This is a genomic window from Paraburkholderia suaedae (assembly GCF_040812055.1).
In the GTDB taxonomy this organism is placed as follows: domain Bacteria; phylum Pseudomonadota; class Gammaproteobacteria; order Burkholderiales; family Burkholderiaceae; genus Paraburkholderia.
Genome location: NZ_JBFOAH010000031.1, coordinates 1 through 16,549, shown reverse-complemented (window position 1 = coordinate 16,549; position 16,549 = coordinate 1). Strand labels below are relative to the sequence as shown.

The window sequence follows — 16,549 nt, the reverse complement described above, 5'->3', positions numbered from 1 at the left end:
CCGGTGATTAGACTCAATGCATTCCCCTCTTCGCGCTTCTGTCGCGGACCTTGGGCAATCCTCGTGCCGCGTTTACGAGATCTATGAAGTATGTTCATTCAGGTTCGCTCCTTTGTGTCGACTCCACGGCGTGTGCCGTGACACGGAACAAATCAATTCGCCGGTGAGACGAGGTCGAACCCGTTCGCCTTCAAAGACGTTTGCACCGCTGGTCCGGTGAGATACGAAAGGAGCTTTTTCGCTGCGTCCGGTTGCTTGCTGTTTGTGCCAATGCCCGCGGCGTACGTCGTTACGAGTTGCAAATCTTCCGGGATTGGCCCGACAAGGGCGACACCGTGCACGGGCTTGATTTCGCTGATCTGTCCCAGTCCCAGCGACACCTCCCCTCGTGCCATCGCTTCCATGGCGGTTTGCCCTTCCGGATAGTATTTGACCTTGGGACCCACCGTTGCCCCAATCCCCAAACGATCGATCAGGCGGGCCAGATAGATGCCGGAGGTTGCGCCGCTGGCAGGGTCGGCCATACCGATCGAAGGGGTATCGCGCAGGACTTTCGTGAACGCCTCATCGTCATTGATCGCGGGCAAAGCGGTACCCGCTTTCACCGCGACTCCGAGCCGCACGCGTGCGATATCTACCTGTGAACCCTCTTTGACAAGATGGCGCCCGGTCAGTTTGGCGAGCGGCTCGGGAGGAACGATGACGAGGTCGAATGCCTGGTCCGATACAGCCCGGTCACGCACCTGTCCCGCGGTGCCGTAGATGACTCGCACCCGATCACCTGTTGCAGCCAGATATCGTTCAGGCAGATCCTCGAGTGCACCTTTCATTGCAGCCGCCGAGAGAACGACCAGGTCCGCCGCGTGAGCGGACTGAATGGCGACGAGCAGCGTGGTAAGCAGAAGTCCCGTTTTGGCTTTCATAAGATTGTGCTCCTGCGAGCATCAATGAGTACTGCGTTGTCTACCTGGCGAATTTATCCAGGCTTGGAAATCGCGAACCGGTGGTGGCTTTCATGCCCCATGGCCGCCACGAGTGCGGCGGCCATGGGCATTTGGCGTACACCCAGCGATACCCCGCAAACACTAGCGTCACTGATGACGCTTGCGTGCCGTCATACTACGACGTCAGAACCTGTGGTGCATCCCGACCCGGGCGACGAGCTGATGGTTGTTCGACGAATCGCCAAGGGCGCCGATATCCGCCACCGCCGCCGCGCCCGTCGAACTCGTGCCGCTTGCAGCCTGGAACGTGCCTTCCATATAGACGTCCGTGCGTTTCGACAGAAGGTAGTCCAGCAACAGCGAGAACTGATTGTACTTCTGGTCGCCGATGTCCCCTCGCACTGCGTTGCCCTTCGTTACGCTGACAGACATCGACAGACTGTTCAACGGCCGTCACTTTGACCGCGAAGTCATCGTCCTTAAACAATTTGATCGAGCAGAATCGTCGCAATATCAAGTCCAGGGTCAACACAATGCTCGGCTTCAAACGCTTCCGGGATGCGGCCATTACGATATCGGGCGTCGAGTTGATACATCGCATTCGCAAAGGTCAGTTCAACCTCGCACGGTTGCGCCTCAAAGATACCACCGCGCCTTCTGTTTGGAAGGCACTGTCAGGTTGATGGAGAGGCGGCGGTAGAATGAAGCGATGAAGAAGACAAAATCGCTTTATCACGGCCACCGCTTCCCTGCCGTCGCCATAAGCTGTGCGGTTCGATGGTATTTCCGGTTCAGCCTGAGCCTGCGCGACATCGAGGAGTTGTTGCTCGAGCGTGGTGTCGCGGTCACGTACGAAACGATCCGTTGCTGGTGCGACAAGTTTGGCGCCGGGTTCGCCCGTTGCGCGAAAGCGGCGCGGCGCAAACCGGGCAGCACATGGCATCTGGATGAAATGTTCGTGATGCTGCGCGGCGAGAAGTATCTGTTGTGGCGAGCGGTCGACGAGCATGGTGCCGAACTCGACGTGCTGGTGCAAAAGCGGCGCGACAAGGCTGCGGCGAAGCGTTTCTTCCTGAGGGTGCTGCGTTCAAACCCGGTGCCGCGCAAGATCGTGACCGACCAGCTGCGCAGCTATCCGACGGCGAAAGCTGACATTCCCGAACTCGCTCATGTGAAGCACGTTTTCGTCAAGGCGGCTGCACGCGTGAACAACCGTGCCGAGAACAGCCACCAGCCGACCCGCCGGCGCGAACGCCAGATGTGCGGCTTTCGCGATGCGCGTCGCACGCAGGCGTTTCTGTCATGCTTCGGCCCCATCCGGCAGCATTTCGCGTTGCCCAGACACAAGATGAACGCGGCATGTCATCGTGCCGCTCTCCAGGAACGCATCACCGCATGGCATGGTTGGACTGCCACGGCTACATCCCGGAACGTTATCTAATAAGGATAACTATACTTTATGGAAAAAGATAGTCTATGCCCGTCAAGTTGACAACGCCGTTTGAAGAGCGGACGGACGCAGCCCGACCCACTCCGGTCAGGTAACTTTCTCGAAACCGGTCTGTCAGCCAAATTCAGGTTTTGCGAACTGGAGTGCCAATAAGCGGCCGTTGGCGAACTCGCCCAATCGGCCAGGAACGGTCCATCGCAATCGATTTGCGATCGGCCGCTCTCGCGAGGAAAGCCGCCTTTTAGATACGGCAATGCTAGCGATACGCGGAAACAGTAAATTGAAATGTCATTCCCGAGCCAATATTGCGGGACGCCCACACCCGCCCTCCGTGGGCCTCGATGATCGAACGACAGATGGAGAGTCCCATACCCATACCATCTGGCTTCGTCGTGTAAAACGCGGCGAAAAGCCGGTCCACCACCTCGGGCTCCGTGCCGATGCCGACGTCCTGTACGGCCACGAGCACCTCGTCAGATTCGCGCTGTTCCGTTCGGATGGTTAGCACACGCGCGCGATCGGTGACGGTCGCCATGGCTTGGACACCATTGATTGCAAGGTTGATGATCAATTGCAGCAGTTGGACCCGGTCGCCACGCACCAAGGGCAATCCCGACGCAAGTTGCAGTTGCACTGTCACCCAATGTCGGAGCGCTTCCGGCTTTACAAGCGCGACCGCCTCGTCGATGACCTCGTTGATGTCGAGTGGAATCAGCTCCGGATCTGCCCTCCTGGCAAGATTGCGAACGCTCCGGATGATTTCGCTCGCCCGATTGGCTTCGTCGACAATGTGACTCACGCAGGCGCGCGCCTCGTCCACTTTCGGAACTTCGCGGGTCAGCCAGCGCAAGCCAGCTGCGGCGGTAGTGGCAATGGAAGCGAGGGGCTGATTCACTTCATGCGCAATCGAGGCACTCATCTGTCCTAGGGCTGTTACACGAGCGACGCGGGCGAGTTCCGCCTGCGCCGTATACAACGCCTCTTGCGCTTCCCTGGTTGCCGTGACGTCCATCAGTGCACCAACGAGTTCCTCTTCGCCCGATTCGAATTTCACGCGATGGGTCCGGACAATCAGGTGTTTGATCGCTCCATTCGGCATCAGAAGACGGTGTTCGTAGTCGTCGGATGGTTGGCCAAGTGCCGCACGATTGATTTCATGCCGTACAAGTTCTCGGTCATCCGGATGAACACATTGGAGGATGAGGTCGATCGTCGGCTTGACCGTTTCGTCCACTCCAAATATCCGATATGTCTCCTTCGACCAGACAATGTTGCCGCTGGCTATCCTCCAGGCAAAGCTCCCTGTATGACTCAGCCGTTGAGCATCCGCCAAATAGGCCTCACTGCGCCGCAATGCGCTTTCGGCACCTCTTCGCGCGACGTTCAGCCACACCACAAACAGGGCTGTCACCGCAAGCAGGACGATGCGCGGCAAGTCCGTAGGCGCAACCTCGACCGAACCGATCGGCGGGACAAAATAATAGGTGAAACCCGCGACGGACAGTGCGGTCGCGGACAACCCCGGGCCGACGCCACCGAACCAGGCACTGAACATGACCGCGCATAGAGACAGCGATACGAACGCACTACCGTGCATGTGAGGTTCTAGTAGCAGTGCGGCCCCGAGCGTCGCAAGAACCGATAGAACTGCAACTGCATAGTTAACAAGAGCGGACCGTCCGGACCACTGTAGAGGACTAGACTGGGACATATCTCCTGCCTCCACAAATCAGCAATGCCTCGCGCAATCTGGCTGCCTAAGCCATTCGGATTGACATCTTCAGAGCCGCGACCAACTCGCCAGGGAAATTCGCAATGCAGATGCCATCGACGGCGGCCTCGATCTCGTCGCACTCGTGCGCGAAACCGCAGTCGCGCAACGCCGCGGTGACCGTCCGGCTCGGCGGGGCGAAGCGCACCGCGGCCCGGTCCTTGCTCACTGATCGTCGCGGTGGATGCCGGCAATCATACAGCCATCGAGCTGGCGCAACCCATGGTGAGTCAGTGCGCCCGAGCGCACCGACGAAAGCTTTCGCGGTTCCAGGCGAAGTCTGTTTCCGGGTCAACGGCCGCGGGTTACCTGAAACGGCTATGGTAGCTGCGCGTTGAACGGCTGGTCAGGTACGGACAGGGGACATCGGGTGAGCGAGTCTGAATGACCGAAGCGGGACCCATCGCCGACGGTCGAGTGGTCGCGATTCCAACGGCGGCAATCAGAGCGGAGCCGCCATACTGCGCCTTCATCTACGGACTCGTCTTCGGCCTTGCCGGCATTCATGCATTGATGCTGGTGTTGCATCCACCGGTTGAATCCGCCGTCGCTTTCCTGACATTCGTGCATCGATGGCCGCGAATGTCAGGGCTCACTACACCCGGATGCGTACTTTCGGCCCAAAGCTGACCGCTGGCGGCCTCGACGGCGTGCATGCCTGTGCCGCGTAGTCAGATCCGGGATCTCGGGCTCGACAAACTTCGCCAACTGAACAAGCGACTCTTGCCAGCCGAGGTAGCACATCTCCGCAGGAATGACCTCGGGTAGCAGCTAACTGGATCCCGTGTCTGTGCCCGAAGCTGAACGCGGTTGAATAGTTTCCAATTTATTTTCGTGCTTAAATTAAGTGCTTGCTGCGTCCGCTTTCCCGGCGCGTAACGAGCGAAGAGACTTACAGGCCCGTCAAAACTCTTTGCTTCATCACACGAGACCAACCAATGAAGAATGCAACGTCGATCACCGTTTTCAAAGCTGCTTTACTGCTGGTTGCGACGCTGGGCGCCAGCGCCGCATTCGCCGCTGGGCCCCTCCACTACGGACTGGAAGCGCAATATCCGCCGTTTGAGTCGAAGTCCGCGTCGGGGGAGTTGCAAGGCCTCGACATCGACATCGGCAATGCCATCTGCTCAGAACTCAAGATGAAGTGCGAGTGGACGGAAAGCTCGTTTGACGGCATCATCCCCGCGCTGCAAGCCCGCAAGTTCGACGTGATCAACTCGGCCATGAACGTCACAGCGAAACGCCGCGAAGTAATCGACTTCACCAACATCATCTACAAGGTGCCTACTCAATTGGTCGCTAAGTCCGGTGTCGGCCTGATGCCGACACCGGAGTCGCTCAAAGGCAAGAACATTGGCGTACTGCAAGGCTCGACGCAGGAAACGTATGCGAAGGCAAAATGGGCCAACAACGGCGTTACGGTAACCACCTATCAGGACCAGAACCAGATCTACGCTGATTTGAAGTCCGGTCGTATCGACGGCACGCTGGTTCTGGCCGCCGCAGGCCAATCGGGCTTCTTATCGAAACCGGACGGCGCGGGTTTCGGCTTCGCCGGCGGTCCAGTGAATGATGACGCGATCCTTGGAAGCGGCATTGCGTTCGGAATTCGCAAAGACGACGCCGCGTTAAAGGAGCGCCTGAACCAGGCGATCGCCAAGCTGCAGGCGAAGGGCACTGTGAAATCGCTGGCGAAAAAGTACCTGGGCGACATCGACGTCTCGTCGAAGTAAACATTCCCGGGAAGGTCCGTCGACGCTAGAACGGATAACGCCCACCCCAGTTCGCGGGCTTTTGTCGTTTTTGTGAACGTCGGCGATAAGGACGCATCCATCGAGACCGGAGCAGCCTTTCGCGCCGGTTTCCCAGCGAACGACCGGTCTGCAGCGGTGAGCGGGCATATCAACGTCGATGCTTATCGATAATCTTTTGCGTCCATGGCGTGACGACTGCCCCTTGTGGCGTTCCTCGGTCCCGCGATACCAGAGCGCCGTCGGGCATACAAGCCGGTGCGACTAGCCATCTCTCGATGTCTACCGAAATCGTATTATTCGACACCGATGGCCACGTAGACAACAAGCTTCTTACCGTTCGGCCAAGGCACGTTCGCGCGACCGAGCACCGGCGCGTAGTCATAGCCGTCGTATTTGAGCGCCCCTGCGGGCGAAACCGGGGAAAGTCGAGGAGGCCATGCGAGCCCTCAGAAGGCGGTCACGATGGCGGCGAATACGCCCTCCTGGCTGTGCCCGTAATTCGGCGCCGTACTGGTGCTGCCGCTCGCCGGATCATTATTGATGTTGGCGCCGTACGGATCACTATAGCCGTTCCCCAGCCCGATGTTCGAAGTGGAACTGTTGCGCATGTAACCGACTTCCGAGTATAGGAAAGTCCGCTGCGACAGGTTGTAGGTTCCGCCGAGCGTGTACATCGTCGCGTTGCCGTTGTTCGCGTTGGCGTGATAGACGGCGCCCGACAAGGCAGTCGCGGGAGTGACCTGCCAGTTGGCGCCAAGCCATTCATGATTGACCGAGGTCGGCAGCGACACGCCGTCTGGAAGTGCGGTCGGGGTCCCGGCCGCGCCATAGACACCGGCATTCGATGCGTTCGGCGCACTCAGGTGCTGGTAACCAGCGAAGAGCTTGACGGGGCCCAATGTAACCGTTCCCCCCGTCATGAGTGAGCGCGAATTCAGGTAGACGTTGTCGAACTGGTTGTGATGCAATTTCGGCGCGTCGGTCTGTTGCCCTTGAGCTTTTGACGACCACGAGCCAATGAGCAAGCTGAAAGATCTCGAATTGTTGTTCAACGGGCGTCATTTCGACCGCGAAGTCATCGTCCTTTGCGTGCGTTGGTATCTGCGCTACAAGCTCAGTCTGCGTGATCTTGTGGAGATGATGGCTGAGCGCGGCCTGTCCCTCCCCCACACTACGATCCTGCGTTGGGTGAAGCGCTACACGCCGGAGTTCGTCAAGCGCTGGAATCGGTTGGCTACGACAGCCGGTCAGTCGTGGCGGGTCGACGAGACCTAGGTGAAGATTCGCGGGTCGTCAAGGATTATTGTTCGGGAACGGCGGGGCTCAAAGGCGTTGCTCGCCGCCATAATGTGGATGTTACGTCGCTACGCAAATGGGTGGCAGGTTATCGTTGGCGGATTCAACCGGTGGATGCAATAGTTTTCTGGAATCGTTCGGCGGGCGTCTCGTAGTCCAGCGTCTTTCTTGGACGCTCGTTCAGTCGTCTTGCCACCGCGTTGAGTTTGGCTGGGCGGCCTCAAAAGCCGTTTTACACGGCTACGCGAGCGCGGCATGCTCACCGCGAACGAGCTCGCCGCGCAACTCGGCGTTTGCGCGACAACAATCTACCAGTGGGGACAAAGCGGGTTCTTGCGCCAACATCGTTATGGAAATCTACACCGCTGTCTCTTCGAACCCGTCGGCAACGTCTTGCTGGTCAAGGGGCAAGGTGGTCGCTACAGTTCCACCGCTCCGATGCTTATCGCTGTTCAATCAACCACACAAGGTGCAATATGAAACCTACGCTTTGTCCCTCGGGCGATAGACGCGAGCAGGCAGGAATGACGTACCGTAAGGACGCGCGAAGTCCAGCACGGTATCGCCGGCACGCGGTTCATAGCGGTCGGGATCGGTAATCATCGCGCGCGGGTTGTCCGGCACGATCAGTTGTGGCACTCCGCCATAGAAGGTCAGCGCGCGTGCGATGCCGCCCAGCCAGTCCTCCATCGTTTCGGCCGGCGTCGCGCACGCGAACGTGTAGCTCGAGGCGCCCATGGCTGCCACAAAGATGTGCGCGCGGCGCCCCATGGTCAGCGGCAACGTGGGGCCGGCGAAGTCGACGAACAGCTTCTCGCCGGCGCGGTAAATCTGCCGCATTGAGCGCTTCAGGCGTTTCGTGAATGCCTTGTAATGCTCGCAGAACTGCGTGTAGCGGTAGGTCTGCCGGTCCGCAAACTCGGCCTGGTACTCCTCCCACAGCAACGTCAGCGTCACGCCCTTGCGGCGCAATTCCTGATGGATACGCCCGTAGTCGGGCTGGGCGTAGGCTGCTGGACCAGTGGGCTTGCCGAGAAGCCGCCGCTCGAGTTCGCCTTCGTCCAAGTCACAGGCACTCGCCCAGTCCAGCCCGGCGGCGCCAGCCAGTCCGACGTACTTCGTGACCACGCCCTTGGAAATGCCCAGCGATGCGGCAATCCGATCGTGCGAGAAACCGCCGTCGAATTTAAGTCGTAAAACGTCCTTGATCATGCGCATGTTCATCCGGTGCGCGGGCATGTTCTCTCCGGCCAAAGCCGGCGAGCATAGCCCGCGTGGTTGATGTCATGCGCAACGCCAATCCTGCCGTCCGGTCCGCTCGGTCACGTTCCCGAAATGATCGGTCACGTTGCCGAAATCGCCGGTCACGATCCCGAAACGGCCGGTCACGTTCATCCGAAATACGCATTCACAACCTGGGCTACTCCGAACACGCTTCAATGGCGGGCTGGCCATCGACGCTCGATTCAGAATCCGGAAACCAGGGGCTTTCGGGCTCGCATGGGGATCCAAGTGAAGTTGGTAGCAGCGGCTCGCGGAAGGCGTACAGTGCTCGGTTCTCGGGGAGAGTGTGCTGAAGTCGATCCAAATCGCGCTCACATGGCCGAGTTAAATCACTTGGCCATGTTCCGCTCCTGTCCCAGCCGCTGCAACTCAAAGCCCAGATTAACAAGTTAGCATCGTAAGCCTAATCTAAATCAATCAACGAAGCGGTTTTAGTTTCCGGCATCCAAAGGTAACAAATAAGGGAGAAGAAAATACAGAGTGAAACATACCAAAAGAACCAGTTTTCATGCCCGATCTTTTTAGTCCACAGCGCGATGTATTCTACCGTTCCACTGAAAAGTGAAACGCTAATGGCATAGGGAACCGCCAGGCCGAAGGAGCGGACTTCGACAGGAAATAGCTCAGCTTTAGTAATGGTGCTGACTGACGAATACATTGCCACAATTGCAAGTGCCGCCATAACCAAGGCGAAGACGATGAACGGGTTTTTTATGCCAGTGAGAAACGTGAAAAAAGGAATAGTTCCGAAGGTCCCAACCGTTCCGAAAGTTAAAAGCAGGGGGCGACGCCCGATTCTATCTGATAAAGCTCCAAAAACCGGTTGAATCACTGTGAACCCAATTAACGACAACACTGAAATAAGGCTGGCGGTACTCCTGTCCATGCCAGCACTGTTTATAAGGAACTTCTGCATATAGGCGGCAAAAGTATAGTTCGCGACAGAACCACCCAATGTCAAACCAAATACCATCAGACAGGCCTTTTTATGGCGCATCGCCTCGCGAATTGCGCCCCCTTGTCGTGAAGTTTTGGCATGTTTGGCAAAAGACTCAGTTTCTTCCATGTTCCGGCGCAGCACAATTCCGACGAGCGCGATTGATGCGCCAATCAGAAACGGAATGCGCCATCCCCAGCTTTGTAGCTGCGTCGACGTCAAAAAGAACTGCTGAAGCAGTACAAGCGTCGCCATAGCCAGAAGCTGGCCAAGAGAAATTGTGGTGTATAAGAAACTTGAGTAAAATCCTCGCCGCCCCTTGGGCGCTGTTTCGCTCAAGTAAGCGGCCGCACTTCCACCTTCCCCACCAAGGCTGAGACCTTGTAAAACTCTGGCAATGAGCAAAATAACGGGTGCCGCAATCCCGATGCTCTGATACGTCGGAGTCACGCCAATCATCAGTGAACCAAAACACATCATGGAAACGGACACCAGCAGCGCTGATTTACGGCCGCGGCGGTCAGCGTAAATTCCTAATATCCATGCTCCAATCGGGCGCACAAGAAACCCAATGGCAAACACGGCCGCGGATTTAAGTAGTGCTACGGTCTGGTCACCATCCGGGAAAAATCCCTTGACAAAATAAATCTCTAGCGCGGAATAAATAAACCAGTCGTAATATTCGAGCATGTTGCCAATGGAGCCACTAAAGATTCCCCAAAGCCGACTGCGCATATTCATATCATCACTCAGACTTCCATGCGACGTCTGCTGTTGATCTTGCCCTTCCGCGCTGACATAAATATTTCTTTGCGCTTGTGTCTCTTGCATCGTTCCGCTCTTTCTATGTAAAAAACGTTTTAGTGATCGATCCAATTGGATCTATGCAGATTTGATACGAACCCGTAAATTTTTGAGTTGCCTGACGCAGGAAGTCGTCGACCATCTGGTGTTTCAAACCAGGTAAAGAGTTCGACAGGTCTGTCCGGAAATCTCAGAAAGCCGAACTCACGCGAGTACGGCGCAGGAGATGTGATTGCGCCAGTTACGTGTTTTGCAACATTGGCAGCCCCTCGGGTCCGGTTAGTTGCCTGGCCTCCCGATGAAACTGCTCGATCTTCCAGCGCAGGCCGACGCGTTATGTGTGGCCTGCGAAGAATCCTGAGTGAGGTCGTTGGTGTCCGTCGCGACCATGGTGTTCCTGTTTGCTGCAGTGACTGGCGCGGATCGGTCATTTTCAGCGTTGGACGACGGGGCTTGCAAACGTTCGGAGACGTCACGACCGAGAGGGTGGGTTCTGCCTGCCAATTACCCGCGAGACGCCTGTCCCTTAAAAGCTGTTCCATTCTCCTGCCTCGGCGGTTTGCGCCAACCGCACGGGCCGTGATGCAGCCCGCTTCACGGCTGTCGTGGTCGGCGCCCTGGCGCGCGTCGGGGCCGTTGTGCGCGTCTGCTCGTCGCTCCCCCGGCCGAAGTCGTGCGAGAAGTCCAGCCTGAACATCGAAACAGCGGCTTTCAGATCGCTCGCCTGCGACTCCAGCGCACCGGCCGCGGCAGCCGCCTGTTCGACCAGGGCCGCGTTCTGCTGCGTAACTTCGTCCATCTGCGTGACGGCCTGGTTGACCTGGCCGATGCCCTTGCTCTGCTCCTGTGATGCTGCGGTGATTTCACCCATGATGTCGGTCACACGTCTGATTTCGTGAGTGATCTCGCGCATCTTCGCACCCGCTTCCCGTACATGGCCGGCGCCTGCCTGCACGCGCTCCACGGAATCGTGGATGAGCTCCTTGATTTCCTTGGCCGCCCCGGAGGAGCGCTGCGCCAGCGAACGCACTTCCGAGGCCACCACCGCAAAGCCCCGCCCCTGCTCACCCGCCCGCGCTGCTTCGACAGCCGCGTTCAGCGCGAGGATATTCGTCTGGAAGGCGATGCCCTCGATGATGCCGACAATGTTGGCAATCTTGTCTGAGCTGGCGTTGATGCCTTCCATGGTTTCGACCACGCGCGAAACCACAGTACCGCCCTGTTCGGCCACCTGGGCGGCCTGTGCAGCAAGCTGGTTGGCCTGACTGGCATTGTCGGCGTTCTGCGTGACGGTCGAAGTCAACTGCTCCATGCTGGACGCGGTTTCCTCCAGCGAGGCGGCCTGCTCTTCGGTGCGCTGCGACAGGTCCTGGTTGCCCGCCGCGATCTGATGCGTGGCGGTGGCAATCGAGTCGGCCGAAACCTTGATCGTACCGATCGTCTGTGCGAGCTGCTCCTGCATGCGCTTCATCGAGAACAACAGGCTTGAGCGGTCATCCGGCGCCGTCTTCACCACGGCAGTCAGATCGTTGTTGGCAATCTGGTTGGCGATTTCCGCAGCATACGACGGCTCGCCGCCCAGCGAGCGGAGGATGCCGCGGTTCAGCAGTACCACCACACCCGACAACGCCGCGGCCAGTACTACCAGAATCCCAAGGCTCTGGTACAGCGACGAGCGGAACGCGGCGTCGATGTCGTCAACATAAAGCCCCGTCATAAGAATCCAGTCCCACGGCCGATAGGTCACGCTGTAGGCAATTTTCGGAGAGGCCTCGGTGGCTCCCGGCTTTGGAGCGCTAAACGCGGTAAAACCCTGGCCATCGCGCTTGATGACAGCAACGATATCCCTGAAGAGGTAAACGCCGTTCGGATCCTTGTAGTCGTCGGCGTCCTTGCCATCCAGTTTCGCGTTCGCTGGGTGCATCAGGACCCTCCGCTGCGAATTGATGATCTCAATGTAGCCGTTCTCGCCATACCGCATGTTCCGGATGCGAGCCATTGCCCGCTTCTGGGCTTCCGCCAAAGGAAGGGTGCCGGCGGCCGCGTCGTCGCCAGAGGTCTTGACGACACTGAGGGCGATCTGCGCCGCGTGTATCAGGTCGGCCTTGCGCTCATCCAGCCGCACTTGTCTCGTCTGGTACGCGTTGTAGATCGATACTCCGGCGAGACACAGCAGGCTCAGGATCAATGGCAGCCAGAGTTTTTGTATAAAGGACAATTTCATAGGATTACGAATCTTTCAGTATGGAAATTGTAAGCAGATGCATACAAACTGTTTAACGGCACTCTAACCGGAAACTTCAGATCATGGAATCGTCCGGGCTCTGCGTTCGGCGATCGCGGGCGCAACCGCCTCCTCATGTTGACATTGAAGAAAACCGCAGGCGTCGGTGTCACGATCGGGACGGCGACGGACTCGGTGCCTGCGCTGCTTGATGCCAATCCATCCGCACATGCCTGCACTGGTCTCTACCGCGGCATGAAGCTCTGGGAGGCTGTGGTGCGTGAGGCGGCCACCGTCGACCAGGACAAGGTGATCGCCGCGCTCGGCCACGCGAAGATCGCGCAAGGCCCCGGCGCCCCGGCGAAGATGGTGCCCGCATGAACATGTTCCTCGCCTAGGCGACGGGCGGCCTGGTTCAACGCCGTCAAAAAGCTGGGCGGCATCGATCCGAAAGAACGGATCATGGGTGGTCTTTGAACCAACGCGGCTCGGGAGCGCCGCTTAAGCTGCGTCTCTTGTGCGTCGCCTTCTGCCGGTACCGCATCCGGCAGTAGTCGGCCGGCGGCCAGCGTCAAATGCAGCGCACACGACCACACATGGCAGAATCCAACGCCGGATTGGCAGAATCCGCTGCAAGCTTTTGCGCGTCGCAAAGGTGTTAAGGCAGTAGCCTGTAGTTCAGCCTGACGCCTCGGCCGCGCAAGAACAGGAAGCCTTTGCCATGTCACCATCGCAAGCCATTGTTGCATCGATTCACCGATATCCCGTCAAGTCAATGATGGGTGAGGAACTCAACTCAGTCGCGATTACCACGCGCGGAGTGGCGGGCGATCGCGCCTACTCGCTCATTGATGTCGAGACCAATACGCTCGTCAATGCGAAGCATCGCCAAAAGTGGCCGGAGATGTTTGCCTACCGTGCCCGCTACACGTCGCCCCCGGTTTCGCCGGAGCATGTGCCGCCGGTGTACATCCACGTCAGTCGTAACGTCTGTTGTCCCTATGCCGCGGACTACATCAAAGGATATCGATGCCGCGGTAATTCACGAGGTCCACACAATGAAGACCTGGCAGTGCGTCGTTTGCGGATTCGTTTATAACGAAGCCGAGGGTATCCCTGAGGATGGCATAGCATCCGGCACGCCGTGGGAGGATCTCCCCCCGACTGGGTCTGACCAGAGTGTGCTGTGAGCAAAGCCGAGTTCGTAATGGTCGAGCTCGCTTGAAACATGTGAGAGGCTTTGATGGATCTGCTTATGTTTGGCCTTGTCGCGATGGGATTCGGCGCTTATTCCACTTACCTTCTGGCGACGAGTCTGCCGGACGAGGTCCTTGATGCTGCTGCGAAACACTGTCGGTTCGCCGGCGTTGGCGGCGACACCGTTCACGAAGAAACGGAACCGGAGATCAATCGGTTATCTGAAGGAAAGGGCAGTCGCTTGCCTACATGCCCGGCTAGACGAGACATCTAGTGCACCACTTTTCGCGCAGGAAGCTCAACTGAAAAACATCCCGGCCAGGTGTGGCAGAAATCCGCTTGTAGTCGATAAACTCCTATCCGCCGCGTGCATTCCCCGCCTTGACTGGCAGCGAGCCGCAGTTCCCACAGTATCGGTGATCGTGGTGCGACGCTGATCCCCGAATACATCAGCATCTCCCGGCATCCCCACATGGGGAGGCTCCACGATGATCGGCATTCTCGCCGGCGTCCTAAGCTTGCCAGGAATCGGGAGCTCGCCCAAGTCGTGTCCAGCAAACTTCAGTTGCAGTGGTCGCCAGAACAGATTGCCGCTGCTGCTCCTAATTCCCGAGTTGCGCGACGTCGAACTCGAATGACCCTTGGCCTGCGGTACGGCGCGAGCGCTCGGCACCTGGCCGCTCGCTGAAATTCCCCAAGCGAACCCACCCGGGCAAACTACCGCCTTGCTTCAAACTTTCGCTGTCAACCCCGAGTGGATCTTCGGGCTTGCCGAATGCGGCCGCTCAATGCACAGAAGGCCGCTCAAGATTCGAGGCCGGTCCTCGTGGCAGTCGGGATCAACAGGAGGCCAGCCGCAGCAATGGCGGTCATCGATGCGCGCCAAGGGATGTGGGAAGACGACGAGCGGGGCTCGAAATAGTACGCTGCGACATCGTGACTCGCCCGACTATGCTTTCACGTCAATCGCTTGTGGTGACCGCAGTACGCATGTTGCATTGCGCGACGAACCCGTGCCCATGCCCCTCCCCGTATGCGTATTGGTGCTTACGTCAACACCTGCCCGCCATCGACCACCAAGGTCTGGCCGGTGATCCAGCTCGCGTGCGAACTGGCGAGAAACAGCACCGCGCTCGCGACCTCCGCGGGTGTCCCGAGCCGGCCGAACGGAACCGAACGCTGTATCCGCTCATACAGCTTGGGATCGGAAGTCTTGCGCTGTTCCCACGCTCCACCGGGAAACTCGATCGAGCCGGGCGCAACCGAGTTGACCCGGATCCGATCCGGCGCGAGTGTCAATGCATGCGAAGCCGTGTAGTGCACGACCGCTGCTTTGATCGCCGCGTAAGACTGGGTGCGTGTCGACGGACGCAGCGCCGAGATGGACGTCACATTGACGATGGCGGCGTTGGCCGACTGCCGCAGGAACGCAAGCGCGGCATGTCCCGCGCGCACCGTTGCCATGAGGTCGACTTGGATGCCGGCCTCCCAGCCGGCTTCGGTATCCCCACCCCCGAAGCCGGACGCGTTGTTGATCAAAATGTCGATACCGCCGAGCGCGTTGCCAGCGGTCGCAATGTAAGCGGTGATCGCGTCGCTGTCAGCGAGATCGCAAGGTGCTGTATGGACCGGACGGTCATAGACGGCCAACTCGGCCTCGACCGCTTTCAATCCTTCCAGGTTGCGTGCACAGACGGACACGGAGGCACCTGCCTGCGCGAACGCTAGCGCGATGCTGCGGCCGATACCGCGCGAGCCCCCCGCGACAACGACGCGACTACCGTTGAAATCGAAACCCATGTTTTTGCCTCCAAAACCGTTAAACCAGCACGTGACCACCGTCGACAACAATGACCTGCCCCGTGCTAAAGCCCTGCTGCATCAGGTAAAGATACGCTTGCGCGACGTCGCTCGCCTCCCCGACCCGCTGTACTGGCATCTTCCCGGCAATATGGTCGTAGAGACTCTCGCGATCGGCTTTGCTCATGTTGTCCCACAGCGCGGTACGCAAGACGCCAGGCGCCACGGCATTCACACGGAGCGGCGCAAGCTCGACGGCCAGTGTCCGTGTGAGCGACTCGATCGCCCCCAGGATACTGGACGGGATCGTCCACGCAGGCAACGGACGCGACGAGGCCACTCCGCTCGTAAGGGTGATGGAGCCGCCCGCGCGAATGAGGGGAGCCGCATATTTGACGGCCTTCAGCGCACCCCAATAGCGCACCTCGAAGGCCCGCTGCGCGGCTTCGATGCTAAGCTCAGCAAGGGTTTGCAGGAACAATGATTCCCCTGCGGTGTAGACCAGATGGTCTAGCGCACCGATGCGTGCGAAAAACGCGCGCACTTGCTCCTCGTCGGTGAAATCGAGTGACTCGCCGCGCGTGCCTTGAGGTAGGCGCTCAAGCGCGGCCGCGACGCGCTCCGGCCTGCTCGACGCGATGATGACTTCGGCTCCGGAATGCGCCGCAGCTTCGGCTACGGCAAAGCCAATCCCTGACGTGCCCCCGGCCACGACTACCCGGCTTTGTTGAAGGGTAATGCTGGTAGATTGGTTGTTTCCCATGCTTGAAGTTTCCGTAAGAGAGCGGTCCACGCGGTAGCGCCCTATGTAACGCAGCACGTGCTGCCGAGCCACTGATCGATGCGCTATCGCGGTCGCGCCGAGTGTACGAGATTTGCGGCAATCGCGTTGGAGGCGCCCCGCGGAGAGTCAGGCGACGGAGCATGCTCAATCGTCGAGTAGTGCCTCCAGTATCTGGAAGCGCTCTGAACCGCTTGGGTTTCCTGGACACATTGCAATGTTAGTGTCAGGCCTTTCATGAGCCTTCGGCCGTAGGCCGAAGGCTGTGCTGCCGGGCAAACTCGCCCGGCGTCAAGTCGTTGAGCGC

Annotated in this window: 11 protein-coding genes and 7 pseudogenes; 7 read left to right on the top strand and 11 right to left on the bottom strand. The window is 58.8% G+C overall.

The window, feature by feature from the left end:
- Window positions 1-152: 152 nt before the first annotated feature.
- Both ABQJ48_RS30910 and ABQJ48_RS30905 read right to left on the bottom strand, forming a co-directional pair.
- Window positions 153-923: a molybdate ABC transporter substrate-binding protein gene (locus ABQJ48_RS30910; RefSeq protein WP_367841748.1), complete on the bottom strand. Its 771-nt coding sequence runs from the start codon at window positions 921-923 to the stop codon at window positions 153-155.
- A gap of 204 nt (window positions 924-1,127) precedes the next feature.
- Window positions 1,128-1,364, bottom strand: a pseudogene (locus tag ABQJ48_RS30905) (porin); the annotation flags it as partial.
- A 56-nt stretch (window positions 1,365-1,420) separates the two neighbouring features.
- Between ABQJ48_RS30905 and ABQJ48_RS30900 the strand changes: the two are divergent.
- Both ABQJ48_RS30900 and ABQJ48_RS30895 read left to right on the top strand, forming a co-directional pair.
- A pseudogene (locus ABQJ48_RS30900) lies at window positions 1,421-1,627 on the top strand (DDE-type integrase/transposase/recombinase); the annotation flags it as partial.
- 26 nt (window positions 1,628-1,653) lie between these two features.
- Window positions 1,654-2,385, top strand: a complete 732-nt coding sequence (locus ABQJ48_RS30895) for an IS6 family transposase (RefSeq protein WP_367841747.1) — start codon at window positions 1,654-1,656, stop codon at window positions 2,383-2,385.
- Between the two features lie 265 nt (window positions 2,386-2,650).
- Here the strand turns inward: ABQJ48_RS30895 and ABQJ48_RS30890 are convergent, their stop codons facing one another.
- The gene (locus ABQJ48_RS30890; RefSeq protein ID WP_367841746.1) at window positions 2,651-4,105 is read right to left on the bottom strand and encodes an ATP-binding protein; all 1,455 of its coding nucleotides are present in this window, start codon (window positions 4,103-4,105) and stop codon (window positions 2,651-2,653) included.
- Between the two features lie 735 nt (window positions 4,106-4,840).
- Window positions 4,841-4,933: pseudogene (locus tag ABQJ48_RS30885) on the bottom strand (polyketide cyclase); the annotation flags it as partial.
- A gap of 170 nt (window positions 4,934-5,103) precedes the next feature.
- Here ABQJ48_RS30885 and ABQJ48_RS30880 point away from each other — a divergent pair.
- A complete protein-coding gene (locus ABQJ48_RS30880) occupies window positions 5,104-5,898 on the top strand; it encodes a transporter substrate-binding domain-containing protein (RefSeq protein WP_367841745.1) in 795 nt (264 codons plus the stop codon).
- Between the two features lie 467 nt (window positions 5,899-6,365).
- Here ABQJ48_RS30880 and ABQJ48_RS30875 read toward each other — a convergent pair.
- Window positions 6,366-6,881 (bottom strand): annotated as a pseudogene (locus tag ABQJ48_RS30875) (porin); the annotation flags it as partial.
- 55 nt (window positions 6,882-6,936) lie between these two features.
- Between ABQJ48_RS30875 and ABQJ48_RS30870 the strand changes: the two are divergent.
- Window positions 6,937-7,191: pseudogene (locus ABQJ48_RS30870) on the top strand (IS6 family transposase); the annotation flags it as partial.
- A 510-nt stretch (window positions 7,192-7,701) separates the two neighbouring features.
- On the opposite strand, the pseudogene istA reads toward ABQJ48_RS30870, so the two are convergent.
- The 4 genes and pseudogenes from istA to ABQJ48_RS30855 all read right to left on the bottom strand — a co-directional run.
- Window positions 7,702-8,433, bottom strand: a pseudogene (istA, locus tag ABQJ48_RS30865) (IS21 family transposase); the annotation flags it as partial.
- A gap of 469 nt (window positions 8,434-8,902) precedes the next feature.
- Window positions 8,903-10,177, bottom strand: coding sequence for an MFS transporter (locus ABQJ48_RS30860; RefSeq protein WP_367841787.1), 1,275 nt, complete (start codon window positions 10,175-10,177; stop codon window positions 8,903-8,905).
- A gap of 141 nt (window positions 10,178-10,318) precedes the next feature.
- Window positions 10,319-10,615: pseudogene (locus ABQJ48_RS37915) on the bottom strand (IS701 family transposase); the annotation flags it as partial.
- Window positions 10,616-10,766: 151 nt separating this feature from the next.
- Window positions 10,767-12,464 (bottom strand): methyl-accepting chemotaxis protein, encoded by a 1,698-nt coding sequence (locus ABQJ48_RS30855; protein ID WP_367841743.1) that lies wholly within the window; start codon window positions 12,462-12,464, stop codon window positions 10,767-10,769.
- 135 nt (window positions 12,465-12,599) lie between these two features.
- On the opposite strand from ABQJ48_RS30855, the gene ABQJ48_RS30850 reads away from it, so the two are divergent.
- The 3 genes from ABQJ48_RS30850 (at window position 12,600) to ABQJ48_RS30840 (ending at window position 13,654) form a co-directional block, all read left to right on the top strand.
- Complete coding sequence (locus ABQJ48_RS30850; RefSeq protein WP_367841742.1) at window positions 12,600-12,845, top strand: hypothetical protein; 246 nt, start codon at window positions 12,600-12,602, stop codon at window positions 12,843-12,845.
- Between the two features lie 340 nt (window positions 12,846-13,185).
- Entirely contained in the window at window positions 13,186-13,563 is a 378-nt protein-coding gene (locus ABQJ48_RS30845; protein WP_367841741.1) for an MOSC N-terminal beta barrel domain-containing protein, read from the top strand.
- Complete coding sequence (locus ABQJ48_RS30840) at window positions 13,523-13,654, top strand: rubredoxin (protein WP_473094212.1); 132 nt, start codon at window positions 13,523-13,525, stop codon at window positions 13,652-13,654. Before ABQJ48_RS30845 ends, ABQJ48_RS30840 begins: the two co-directional genes overlap by 41 nt.
- A 1,054-nt stretch (window positions 13,655-14,708) precedes the next feature.
- On the opposite strand, the gene ABQJ48_RS30835 is transcribed toward ABQJ48_RS30840, so the two are convergent.
- Window positions 14,709-15,461, bottom strand: coding sequence for an SDR family NAD(P)-dependent oxidoreductase (locus ABQJ48_RS30835; protein WP_367841740.1), 753 nt, complete (start codon window positions 15,459-15,461; stop codon window positions 14,709-14,711).
- Window positions 15,462-15,480: 19 nt separating this feature from the next.
- Window positions 15,481-16,254 (bottom strand): SDR family oxidoreductase, encoded by a 774-nt coding sequence (locus tag ABQJ48_RS30830; protein WP_367841739.1) that lies wholly within the window; start codon window positions 16,252-16,254, stop codon window positions 15,481-15,483.
- Between the last annotated feature and the right edge of the window lie 295 nt (window positions 16,255-16,549).

Bases quoted from the DNA above. Each gene is read 5' to 3' on its own strand.
- ABQJ48_RS30860 (WP_367841787.1), bottom strand. From the start codon at position 10,177: ATGAATATGCGCAGTCGGCTTTGGGGAATCTTTAGTGGCTCCATTGGC.
- ABQJ48_RS30895 (WP_367841747.1), top strand. From the start codon at position 1,654: ATGAAGAAGACAAAATCGCTTTATCACGGCCACCGCTTCCCTGCCGTC.
- ABQJ48_RS30850 (WP_367841742.1), top strand. From the start codon at position 12,600: ATGTTGACATTGAAGAAAACCGCAGGCGTCGGTGTCACGATCGGGACG.
- ABQJ48_RS30890 (WP_367841746.1), bottom strand. From the start codon at position 4,105: ATGTCCCAGTCTAGTCCTCTACAGTGGTCCGGACGGTCCGCTCTTGTT.
- ABQJ48_RS30845 (WP_367841741.1), top strand. From the start codon at position 13,186: ATGTCACCATCGCAAGCCATTGTTGCATCGATTCACCGATATCCCGTC.
- ABQJ48_RS30835 (WP_367841740.1), bottom strand. From the start codon at position 15,461: ATGGGTTTCGATTTCAACGGTAGTCGCGTCGTTGTCGCGGGGGGCTCG.
- ABQJ48_RS30910 (WP_367841748.1), bottom strand. From the start codon at position 923: ATGAAAGCCAAAACGGGACTTCTGCTTACCACGCTGCTCGTCGCCATT.
- ABQJ48_RS30855 (WP_367841743.1), bottom strand. From the start codon at position 12,464: ATGAAATTGTCCTTTATACAAAAACTCTGGCTGCCATTGATCCTGAGC.
- ABQJ48_RS30880 (WP_367841745.1), top strand. From the start codon at position 5,104: ATGAAGAATGCAACGTCGATCACCGTTTTCAAAGCTGCTTTACTGCTG.
- ABQJ48_RS30840 (WP_473094212.1), top strand. From the start codon at position 13,523: ATGAAGACCTGGCAGTGCGTCGTTTGCGGATTCGTTTATAACGAAGCC.